This window comes from Streptococcus mitis, assembly GCF_047464965.1.
GTDB classification, from domain to species: domain Bacteria; phylum Bacillota; class Bacilli; order Lactobacillales; family Streptococcaceae; genus Streptococcus; species Streptococcus mitis_DU.
On sequence record NZ_JASHAT010000014.1, the window covers coordinates 24,648 to 36,699 of the forward strand.

The 12,052-nt window shown below is 40.2% G+C and carries 8 protein-coding genes; 7 read left to right on the forward strand and 1 reads right to left on the reverse strand.

All coding sequences use genetic code 11. From position 1 onward, the window contains the following. The first annotated feature begins 212 nt into the window (after positions 1 to 212). The 6 genes from QM408_RS08780 to yaaA all read left to right on the forward strand — a co-directional run bounded on the left by QM408_RS08780 (position 213) and on the right by yaaA (position 8,511). Positions 213 to 2,909: a cation-translocating P-type ATPase gene (locus tag QM408_RS08780; protein ID WP_031237246.1), complete on the forward strand. Its 2,697-nt coding sequence runs from the start codon at positions 213 to 215 to the stop codon at positions 2,907 to 2,909. A gap of 137 nt (positions 2,910 to 3,046) precedes the next feature. Next, positions 3,047 to 5,215, forward strand: coding sequence for a mucin-binding protein (locus QM408_RS08785; protein WP_414374282.1), 2,169 nt, complete (start codon positions 3,047 to 3,049; stop codon positions 5,213 to 5,215). 129 nt (positions 5,216 to 5,344) lie between these two features. Further along, on the forward strand, positions 5,345 to 5,755 hold the full coding sequence (locus tag QM408_RS08790) for a peptide deformylase (protein ID WP_084928115.1): 411 nt from the start codon (positions 5,345 to 5,347) through the stop codon (positions 5,753 to 5,755). A gap of 11 nt (positions 5,756 to 5,766) precedes the next feature. Continuing rightward, positions 5,767 to 7,362, forward strand: coding sequence for a hypothetical protein (locus tag QM408_RS08795; protein WP_414374285.1), 1,596 nt, complete (start codon positions 5,767 to 5,769; stop codon positions 7,360 to 7,362). Between the two features lie 177 nt (positions 7,363 to 7,539). Then, positions 7,540 to 7,704 carry a YczI family protein gene (locus QM408_RS08800; RefSeq protein ID WP_261814137.1) on the forward strand — a complete coding sequence of 55 codons (165 nt, stop codon included), beginning with the start codon at positions 7,540 to 7,542 and terminating at the stop codon, positions 7,702 to 7,704. A gap of 78 nt (positions 7,705 to 7,782) precedes the next feature. Further along, positions 7,783 to 8,511, forward strand: a complete 729-nt coding sequence (gene yaaA / locus QM408_RS08805) for a peroxide stress protein YaaA (RefSeq protein WP_033686552.1) — start codon at positions 7,783 to 7,785, stop codon at positions 8,509 to 8,511. 50 nt (positions 8,512 to 8,561) lie between these two features. Here yaaA and pclR read toward each other — a convergent pair whose 3' ends face one another. Continuing rightward, complete coding sequence (gene pclR, locus QM408_RS08810) at positions 8,562 to 10,046, reverse strand: virulence transcriptional activator PclR (RefSeq protein WP_414374288.1); 1,485 nt, start codon at positions 10,044 to 10,046, stop codon at positions 8,562 to 8,564. 217 nt (positions 10,047 to 10,263) lie between these two features. Here pclR and QM408_RS08815 point away from each other — a divergent pair. Continuing rightward, positions 10,264 to 12,052: mucin-binding protein (locus tag QM408_RS08815; protein WP_414374290.1), on the forward strand; the 1,789-nt coding region annotated here is incomplete at its 3' end.

A 12,052-nucleotide genomic window follows, 5' to 3' on the forward strand; every position in this document is an offset into this window, starting at 1 on the left:
AAAATTTGGTATAATAGTACTACTCAAGGGAGTAGCTGGCAGAAACCTGTGATAGTGTCGTCATTCCGAATTTTATACTGAAGAGTATGCTTTCCGGCCCTATCTTAAACAGCGAGACTTGTTATGATTAACAGGTCTCTTTTTGTTTATCGTGAAAAGATACGATGAGAAAAAGAGAGTCTGTTTTGCACACAATGTCAAGGAGGAGACACATGTCAAAAGAACAAAAACGCCAAGCGTTTTACATTCAAAGTCCTGAAGAGGTCTTGAAGGCTGTGGATGCGACCGAGCAAGGTTTGTCATCAAGCGAGGCAGAAAAACGCCTTGCTGAATTCGGCCACAATGAACTCGAAGAAGGAGAGAAACGATCAATCCTGGTCAAATTCATCGAGCAATTTAAGGATTTGATGATTATCATCCTAGTTGCGGCAGCAATCTTGTCAGTCGTGACTTCTGGTGGGGAAGATATCGCAGATGCTATTATCATCCTAGCTGTGGTTATCATCAATGCTGCCTTTGGTGTTTACCAAGAAGGAAAAGCAGAAGAAGCCATCGAAGCCCTCAAATCTATGTCAAGTCCAGCTGCCCGCGTTCTTCGCGATGGTCACATGGCGGAGATTGACTCTAAAGAATTGGTACCTGGAGATATCGTTGCCCTCGAAGCAGGTGATGTAGTGCCAGCAGACCTACGTTTACTAGAAGCCAACTCTCTTAAAATTGAAGAAGCAGCTCTTACAGGTGAGTCTGTGCCAGTCGAAAAAGACTTGTCAGTCGAGCTTGCTGCAGATGCTGGTATTGGTGATCGTGTCAATATGGCTTTCCAAAACTCAAATGTGACTTATGGTCGTGGTCTTGGAGTTGTTGTCAATACAGGTATGTACACGGAAGTTGGTCATATCGCTGGCATGCTCCAAGATGCAGATGAGACAGACACACCACTTAAACAAAACTTGAACAACCTTTCTAAGGTCTTGACTTATGCAATTTTGGTCATTGCCCTTGTTACTTTTGTAGTTGGTGTTTTCATTCAAGGGAAAAATCCACTCGGTGAGTTGATGACCTCTGTTGCCCTTGCCGTTGCAGCCATTCCAGAAGGTCTCCCAGCTATCGTAACTATCGTTCTTGCCCTCGGTACTCAAGTTTTGGCTAAAAGAAACTCTATCGTTCGTAAGTTGCCAGCTGTAGAAACTCTTGGTTCAACAGAAATCATCGCTTCTGACAAGACTGGTACGCTGACTATGAACAAGATGACCGTCGAAAAAGTCTTCTACGATGCGGTTCTACATGACTCAGCTGATGACATTGAACTAGGTCTTGAAATGCCCCTGCTTCGTTCAGTTGTCTTGGCCAATGATACGAAAATTGATGTGGAAGGAAACTTGATTGGTGATCCAACCGAAACAGCCTTTATCCAATATGCTTTGGACAAGGGCTACGATGTCAAAGGATTTTTAGAGAAATATCCTCGTGTGGCTGAGTTGCCATTTGATTCTGAACGTAAGCTCATGTCAACAGTTCATCCACTTGCAGATGGACGCTTCCTCGTAGCTGTTAAAGGTGCGCCAGACCAACTCTTGAAACGTTGTGTTCTTCGTGATAAGGCTGGGGATATTGCTCCGATTGATGAGAAGGTTGCAAATCTCATCCATACAAACAACTCTGAAATGGCTCACCAAGCCTTGCGTGTCCTTGCTGGTGCTTATAAGATTATTGACAGCATTCCAGAAAACCTTATTTCTGAAGAGCTTGAAAATGATTTAATCTTTACTGGTTTGATTGGGATGATTGACCCTGAACGTCCTGAAGCTGCTGAGGCTGTTCGTGTGGCTAAGGAAGCGGGAATTCGTCCAATCATGATCACAGGTGACCATCAAGACACTGCAGAAGCTATTGCTAAACGTTTGGGAATCATTGACGCAAATGATACAGAAGGACATGTTTTAACTGGTGCTGAGCTCAACGAACTATCTGATGAAGACTTTGAAAAAGTCGTTGGTCAATACTCTGTTTATGCCCGTGTGTCTCCAGAACACAAGGTTCGTATCGTCAAGGCTTGGCAAAAACAAGGTAAGGTCGTTGCCATGACAGGTGACGGTGTCAATGATGCTCCGGCTTTGAAAACAGCCGATATCGGTATCGGTATGGGAATCACTGGTACAGAGGTTTCTAAGGGGGCTTCTGACATGATTCTTGCAGATGATAACTTTGCAACTATTATCGTTGCAGTTGAAGAAGGACGTAAGGTCTTCTCAAATATTCAAAAGACGATTCAGTACCTACTTTCTGCCAACACTGCTGAAGTATTGACCATCTTCCTATCAACCTTGTTTGGTTGGGATGTCTTGCAACCAGTTCATCTCTTGTGGATTAACTTGGTAACAGATACCTTCCCAGCTATCGCTCTTGGTGTTGAGCCAGCTGAGCCTGGTGTCATGAACCATAAACCACGTGGACGCAAGGCAAGCTTCTTCTCAGGTGGTGTTTTGAGTTCTATTATCTATCAAGGTGTACTCCAAGCAGCTATTGTTATGAGTGTTTATGGTCTTGCGATTGCTTACCCAGTTCATGTGGGTGACAATCATGCCATTCATGCAGATGCCCTAACTATGGCCTTTGCAACCCTTGGTTTGATTCAGCTCTTCCATGCCTACAATGTCAAGTCTGTTTACCAATCCATCTTGACAGTTGGCCCATTCAAGTCTAAGACCTTCAACTGGTCCATCTTGGTATCCTTCATCCTTCTCATGGCAACAATCGTCGTAGAACCGCTTGAAGGTATCTTCCACGTAACCAAACTAGACTTGTCACAATGGGGAATCGTTATAGGCGGAAGCTTCTCAATGATTATCATCGTCGAAATCGTTAAGTTTGTTCAACGTAAACTCGGTTTTGATAAGAATGCGATTTAAAAAAAGTCATCTTCGGATGGCTTTTTTAAATAACTTTAAAAAGAATAGAAAAAACTTTAAAAAAGAGATGTTAAATGTAATGCCGCTTACTAAAATATTAGGTATAAGAATAGTAAATAATAACTTAGGGGGAAATCATGGGAAATAAAAAATGTATTTACTCTATCCGTAAATTGAGTTTGGGTGTTGCTTCAGTTGTTGTGGCTTGTGGTTTAGGATTTTTAGCTGGCTCTGTTGGGAGTGTATCTGCAGATGAAATGCTCGCAGCTAGTCATATCTTAGAAACAGACAAACCTTCTATCGAAAGCATAGACAAGGATAAGTCTGTCGGGGGTTCAGAAAAAGAAGCTACTGCTTTAGAAGAGCAACATTTTGAAGAAAAACATTTAGATACTCCTAAAGTGACTGAAAAGGAATCTCGTGTTGAATTTAATTATATTGATGAATCAACAGGGAAAAAACTTTTTTCAGATGAGCGTACTGGTAAGGTGGGAGAGGATCTTCACTACGATACGAGAAAGAAAATTAGTGAGTTCAAAAGGAATGGCTATGTATTGGTTGAAGATGGTTATTTGAAAACGGATGAATCGAAGAAGCTGTTTCAAGATGATAAGACTCCGCAAACGTATACTATTAAATTAACTCCAAAACATGAAGTGATTAGCTTACAAAACCAGACTAATCCTAAGTCAAATGAAGAGGTGGAAGCTGGTGTTGTCGATAGTCCTAAGTGGCCTGCAGATGCTGAAAAGATCAGAACCAATCAAGAAAGGCCTTTAGAGAGAACGATTCAAAGAACCATTAAATTTAAATATAAAAATAATGGTAAAGAAGCTTTTGCTGAGAAAAAACAAAGTATTTCCTTTGAACACTATGCGACTGTTAATCTTGTTACTAAGGAAATTTCCTATTCTAACTGGAAAATAAAACAGGAGCATGTTAAAAATCAAACAGCCAAGATTAGCTATGTGGATATCAGTGAAAACAAGCTACTGAAGGAAGATACAGTTACTGGGGAATCTGGTTATCCTATTGAATACAGTACGCTAAAAACGATTAGTGACTACAAGCGACAAGGATACGATCTTGTATCAAGTGATTATGATCGAGGTTTACAATATTTTGACCAAGATAGTAAGACTGATCAAATATTTAAGGTTGCTTTAACCCCTCGCCTAGAATTTATTTATCCTGAAGATAGAATTCCAACTGCTCATAAAAAAGTTGATGAGGATGTTCAAGATTCACCTTTATGGCCTGCCAGTGTTTCTAAAATCGTCAATAAAAAATCTATTGATCGTAACATTTCCTATCTAGATTTTGTGACACATGATAAGGTTGTTGCAGATCGAAATGATCAAGTTGATTTCAAACGCGTTGCCAAGGTTGATTTTGTAAGAGGAGACCTTTACTATCGTGATTGGACGAGTGATCAACCAAATCTATCTAAAGTAGCGACACCACTGCTAAAAGGCTTGGTGGCAGATAAAGAAGCAGTTGCAGAGAAAACAGTGGCAGTAACAGATCCTGTAATTAGGGAAACTGTTTACTACAAACAATTAGGAAAATGGATAGCCATTTCTCCAACTGCAAATGAGAATGTGGCTTTGATTCAATATCCCAATGACCAAGATGGTAATCCTGCTAAAGCAGGTCTTGCTAGCAATCCAGGTTTAGGAACAATCCCTTATCTTAAAGGTTATAAGGCTGTGACATCAGCTACTGATTTGGTGTTGAAGGATTCTTCGCATCCAGAATTGGGTTACTTATTACCTGAAGTACCAGAAGATTTTACAAAAGACACAATAATCAATTATCTACCTGTGAAAGCTACTGAGCCAGAACCACCAAGAGGTGATCAACCCAAGACGCCAGAAGCTCCAACCCCTGAGGAGCCAAAGCACCCAGAAGTACCGACGGTAGATCAACCTAAGAATCCTGAAAAACCAACACCTGAGGACCCTAAACAGCCGGGAGTGCCGACTGTTGAGCAACCAAAAACTCCAGCAAGTCCAGTACCTGCGGAGCCAAAGCGCCCCGAAGTTCCAGCTGTTGCTCAACCTAAGGTTCCCGAAAAACCATCCCCTAAGGAACCCAAGCAACCTGAAGTTCCGACTGCTGAGCAACCAAAGACTCCAGCAAGTCCAGCGCCTGAGGAGCCAAAGCACCCAGAAACTCCAATAATAAGTGAAACAAAGGAAGCTGGTAAACTACCAGAGACAGCTAGTCATGATTCTATTTTGCTAGTAGTCGGATTCTTATCAGCCCTATCTGGCGTCCTATTGTTTAAAGTTAAAAAAGATTAAGAATTTACAAATAGAAAAAAAGTCATCTTCGGATGGCTTTTTGCTACAGTTTAGGGAAAGGGCTTGCAGTTATCGGCTTTTGTGCTATAATTGCTATAATATAGTAAAAAGTAAGTGGAGTGTGAGGAAGTGGAGAAGAAAATTGTAAAGGATATTTTGTTTTTATCTCAGGTGTCTCAGCCGGCAAGTCAGGAAGATCTGTATCTTGCCAGAGATTTACAGGATACGCTCTTGGCAAATCGTGAGACCTGTGTTGGGCTGGCTGCCAATATGATTGGGGTGCAGAAGCGCGTGATTATCTTTAATCTGGGATTGGTTCCCGTGCTCATGTTTAACCCTGTGCTCCTGTCCTTTGAAGGACCTTATGAGACAGAGGAAGGTTGTTTGTCATTGACAGGTGTGAGACCTACTAAGCGTTATGAAACCATAAGGGTTTCCTATCGTGACAGCAAGTGGCAGGAACAGATCATTACTTTGACAGGTTTCCCAGCCCAGATTTGCCAGCATGAACTGGATCACTTGGAAGGACGAATCATTTAGGAGGAAAGCAAATGAAACGAATAGTCTTCGAACTTATTTTTATCGCAACGACCTGGTATATCTTTTTACCGCCTCTTAACCTGACCAGCTGGGAATTTCTCTTTTTCCTCTGTGGGCATTTGCTGGTTGTGGCAGTCTTATTTGGCTTTGGCAAGGGAATCAATTTAGTCAAAACGGTTCATGTGCGCCACGGCAAGGCAGAAGCTGCCTTAAATCTAGAGGGTTTCAAAATCAATCGGTTAGGGAAAATCCTTTTAGCTTCTATTGGAGGAATTCTTCTCTTGGCAGCTTTGGTTTCCTTGGTGACTTCTAGCATTTTTCAGGCTAAGAATTATGCCAATGTAGTCACGGTTACTGAAAAAGACTTTACTGAATTTCCTAAGACTGACACCAGTAAGGTTCCTATTTTAGATAGAAGTACTGCTGAAAAAATTGGTGACCGCTACTTGGGTTCCCTAACGGATAAGGTGTCGCAGTACGTAGCGGCAGACACCTATACCCAATTGACGATTGATGGGAAGCCTTATCGGGTTACACCCTTAGAATATGCAGACCCTATCAAGTGGTTTAATAATCAGGCTAAGGGAATCGGCGAGTATATCAAGGTGGACATGGTAACCGGTAATGCGGACTTGGTGGACTTGAAGACACCAATCAAGTATTCTGACTCGGAGTATTTTAACCGTGATGTCAAGCGTCACCTACGCTTGAAGTACCCAACTAAAATCTTCAAGGCTCCATCTTTTGAGGTGGACGATGAGGGAAATCCTTTCTATGTAGCAACGGTTTACCAAAAGCAATTTGGACTTGCGGTTCCTCGTCCTGTTTCAGTCATTATCTTGGATGCCACAAATGGAGAAACCAAGGAATACAGCTTGGCAGATGTTCCAGAATGGGTGGACAGGGTTTATCCAGCTGAGGAAACTATTGAGCAAATTAACTACAACGGTAAGTACAAGGACGGTTTCTGGAATGCTATGATTTCCAAGAAAAACGTGACCCAGACTACCAAGGGCTATAATTACTTGTCTATCGGGAATGACATCTATCTCTACACAGGCGTGACGTCGGCCAATGCAGATGAAAGTAATCTTGGTTTCATTCTTGAAAATATGCGAACAGGAGAAATCACTAAGTACAGCTTGGCTTCTGCGACCGAAGAATCAGCCCGTGAATCAGCCGAAGGTGCTGTTCAGGAGAAATCCTACAAGGCGACCTTCCCAATCCTCATCAACCTTAATGACAAGCCTCTCTACATCATGGGCTTGAAGGACAATGCTGGCTTGGTCAAAGAGTATGCTTTGGTAGACTCAGTCGAGTACCAAAACGTTATCGTAGCTACGACAGTGGAAGAGCTACTCAGCAAGTACGCCAATAAAAACGACCTTGAAATTGATAATGCAACAACAGAAAGCATCAAGGGTGTGGTAGCAGACCTCAAATCAGCTGTTATCAAAGGAGACACCGTCTACTTCTTTAAAGTTGATGGCAAGATATACAAGGTCAAGGCCTCTGTATCAGATGACCTCCCTTACCTTGAAAATGGTAAAACCTTCGAAGGTCAAGTAGGAAAAGACAACTATCTTAAGACCTTTAAAGTTCAGTAATACTCTTCGAAAATCTCTTCAAACCACGTCAACTTTATCTGCAACCTCAAAGCTGTGCTTTGAGCAACCTGCGGCTAGTTTCCTAGTTTGCTCTTTGATTTTCATTGAGTATAAAACAGCTTTCTTTAAAAAGTATATGTTATGATAAGATAAATTAATACTAATGGAGGACAACAAATGGGTTTTTATGTGATGGTTGTTTCAATGTTACTCGGACTGCTCGCTTTGAAGATAGGTTTTTCTCAGTTCAAGGAGAAAAAAGATAAATTCTTATCTATCTTAACAAGTTTAGCTGGCCTAGCCCTTGTTCTCGTGGCTGTCTGGTTAGGATGGCCAAAATAAATAGAGAAGCCTCGGTCAAACCGAGGTTTTTCAGATGAATTTCTTGGTAGTGGCTAAAAAATATGCTACACTATCAATATGAAAATTTTAATCCCAACAGCAAAAGAAATGAACACAGATTTGCCAAGTATTGAAGCCACTCCTTTAAAACCAGAAGGTCAGGCTGTGCTGGATGCCTTGGCTCTCTATTCTGCTAGTCAATTGGAGAGTTTTTACAAGGTATCAGCTGAGAAAGCGGCGGAAGAATTTCAAAATATCCAAGTTTTGAAAAGGCAGACTGCTCAACACTACCCAGCCTTGAAACTTTTTGATGGGCTGATGTACCGCCACATCAAGCGAGACAAACTGAACGATGCAGAACAGGCCTATCTTGAAAATCATGTCTTTATTACTTCGGCTTTGTACGGAGTCGTACCAGCCTTGTCACCCATAGCCCCTCACCGTTTGGACTTTTTGATGAAGTTAAAAGTCGCTGGTAAGACTTTGAAGAGCCATTGGAAGGCAGCCTATGATGAAGCTGTGAAGCAGGAAGAAATGATTTTTTCTCTCTTGTCGTCCGAGTTTGAGACTGTGTTTTCTAAGGAAATCAGAGAAAAAATGGTGACCTTCAAATTCATGGAGGATAGAGGTGGTCAGCTGAAGATTCACTCAACCATTTCCAAGAAAGCGCGTGGTGCCTTCCTAACATCTCTAATAGAAAATCAAGTACAAACTGTGGAGGAAGCACGTCGCTTGAACTTTGCCGGATTTGCCTACCGAGAAGATTTGTCCCAACCACAGGAATTGGTTTTTGTTAAGGAAGTTTAGAAATCAGATAAGAGAAAAAGTCAGCAGGATTATGCTGACTTTTTTCTAGCTTATAAAGTATTGGACAAATGAATCTCATTTGATAAAGTATTAAGATGATTAACCAAATCCATTATTGACAGATGATTTTGACAAATAAACTCCTTGGTAATTCCTGGAATATAGAAATTAGACACGATGATATCATAACCTGTCTGATTTAAAATCTCAGGACTCGTTTCCAATTCATCCCAAGTATCGAAAGTAAAACGATTATTACAGTAATAGGAAAGCATATCCATCAAGGTAAGGGATAGGGCATGGTCAAAGTTACTGATAATCAACACCTTGATAGGAGGTCGATTGGCTAATAATTGAGTAGTGATATTTTCTGCATGGGTGAAGAGGGTGTACATCAAGTGTTCCAACTGTTCAGGATGGTCATGCTGTCCAATTTCCTGACGATATTGTGCCAGTTCTTGACGAGCACTTTCCATAAAGTCTGGGAAGTAAACTTCAAATTTTTTAATCGTCAATGCTTTTTGTTCAAATAAGATTGGGGTAGAAAAGATTTCCTGTCTTTCAAAGAAAGCAGTGTTGTGTAAATGCCAAATCAGCTCATCGTGGTTAGTAAAAGTAATCTTATATTGTTTTGCTAGGCGTTCTAATATTTGACTAAGTAATTGGTAAGAGTATCTTGCTTCACTGTTTTCTTCTAAAGAGTTGAAGAATTCTTGAGGATCTAAGAAAAGATTGTCTTGAATAAAGGATATAAAAATTTGGGCAATGATATCTGGGGTGATTTCCAGTCCCAGTTTTTCAGAAAAATGAACAAGTATCTCCTCAAAGTTTGGAATACTCATCAAAAGAGGGTAGTATTCATCGTAGAAATGATTTGGTAAGTCGATGAAATGACCGTTTTTAATGCGGTAAATACTGATGGCTATCATCAATTTGTACATTCTATAGATTGAAAATCGCATTGGATAATTCGTGATCTTATAGAAGAAGTCAGTGAACTCTGTTAAATCCTCTTCAGGAAGGTCAGGAAAAGGCCAGTCTAGAAAATAATAGCGCTCAGAAAAATATTGGGCAAAAAAATAGCGAATATCGATTTCATTCCCACGTATTTCGGATGGAGTAAATGATAGTTCAATTTGGAATTGAGTTGACAGAGTTTTTGTAATATTTCTGCCCAATCGATAGAGGTTGGCATTACTAGAGTGAAGATTTTCTATTGTTCGATAAATAGGTAGGCCCTCATTAAAAAACAGATACTCTAGTAATCGAAAAGATTGAGAATGAGCAAGAAAATATTGATAAATATCTTCAACGCTAGTATTAACTTCTAAATCTATCATAATTCCGTTAACAGAAGACTGGATATCGATAGTTGGAAAGGCAGCACGCAATTCATTTAAATCACTTTTTAAGATTCGTTCAGTACATCCTAATTCGTCGGCAAGTTCATGTAATTTCATCCAATCACGATGTTGGATTAGGGTTTCCATTAAACGTAATTGTCGCTGATCTTTCGTAGATAAAAGGTTACGCATATAGGTATTTTCCTCCTATTTTCATTATATCATATTATTGTCTAAAGTGTACAAAAATGTCGGAGTAGAAAAAGCGTCTGAATTAGTCAGAAAAATTAGAATAATATAAGTGGCTTTTAGGTACAAAAAGAGAATATATTAATTGTATAGAAAATATTGATTTATATATCAAATAGTTGTAGAGTGGGAATTATAAAATATTATCTAGGAGTTCAAAATGAAACATTCACATAAGAAATCATTTGACTGGTATAGCATGCAACAACGATACTCTATTCGTAAGTATCACTTTGGTGCAGCTAGTGTCTTGCTCGGGACAGCCTTAGTCTTGGGAACTGCTGCCAATGCGCAAGCAGTACAAGCAGAGGAACATAACCCAGAAGCTACTAACAGTGTTTCTGTTGATAAGGTAGAAGAAGCTACAAAACCAGCAGAAGTTGCTACACCTAAAAAAGAAACAACCTATGCAGCTCCAACTGTAGCTAATCCAGTAGAAACGACTCCAGCTAAAACTGAAGAAGCTACTAAACCAGCAGAAAAAGTTGAAGAAGCAAAAGATAAAAAAGAGGAAGTAAAGCAGCAAGATGCTGTTGACAAGTCAAAATTGTTAACGGCTCTTTCGCGCGCAGAAAAATTGGAGCTTAAGTTATACACTGAAGACAGTGTAAAACGCCTTCAAACTAGTATCCAATCTGCTAAAGGATTATTAAATAAAGCAGATGTGGCAGAGTCAGAATTATCTCAAGCTGAGTCTGATCTTCAAGCAGCAGTTATCGCTTTGGAACTTAGAGGGACAACTACAACTAAAGTTGCTGATAAAATTGAAGTAGTGAGCAAAATTGAATCTGCTGAAAAGAAAAATACAGAATCAAAGGTGGCTGAAAAAACTTCTGAAGTAGATAAAGAGTCAGTAGAAAAAGATAAAACTGCCTTAAAACCTGTAAAGGGACTTCGAGTTGAAGATGCAAAGGCAAATATAAAAGGCGGATGGAATATTCCGTTAGATCAAGAAGCGAGCTTGAGATTAAAGAGTGCTATTGAGGCTCATGCAGCACAAGGTAGTTCGCGTCGTCGGAAACGTGCTATCGGAGATTTGGATTATACTTTCAAGAAAGTTATGACACCGGTCAATCCAGGTTTCTACGCAGATGCCAAGAGTGTTGATGAGTTAACAGTTAACCCAGACTATATAAATGAAACAGTTGTCAACGTTTGGTATAAAGACTTAGGTTATATCAATTTAGTTGACAAAGATGGACATTACATCAATTCAAATGGTGAGGTAGTCGAGAATAAAGAAGATGCTATTCGTCGACAATATAAAAACGATTTTAATGACACAACAAGAGCAGATGTTACTGAAATTCCTCAAGCACCAGTTGGTTGGAAAATTAGTGACAACCAATCTATTCGCGGATATGATGCAGAAACTAAAACTATTGATCCAAACGATGATAGTGATTTAGATGCTGTTGGTAAAGATTCTAATGTAGTCATTGAAAAAGAAAATCAAAAAGCTGTTATCCGTTATGTAAGTACTAACGGTAACCGCGTTCTCACAACAGATGAAGTGACAGGTAAGTCAGGTGAAGCCATTGCCTACAGCACTACAAGTCAAATCAATGAATTTAAGAAACAAGGTTACAAGCTTGTTAGTGATGAATTCACATCAGGTGGTGCGAAGGTTTATGACTACGATACAGCACGTGACCAAGTCTACACTGTAACCCTTTCAGAACGTGTCGAACCGGTTAACCCAGATAACCCAACTCCACAACCAAACACCCCAGTCAATCCAGGACAACCAGATAGCCCACATTGGCCAGGAACAGTTGAAAACTTGGATAACAAGGAAAGTGTTAGCCGCACCATCCATTACGTTTACGAAGATGGAAGCAAGGCTAAGGATGATGTGGTTGAAACACTGAATTTCAAACGTTGGAGCAATGTCAACTTGGTAACAGGTCATATCGACTTCCAAGACTGGACAACTAATGATGATACGT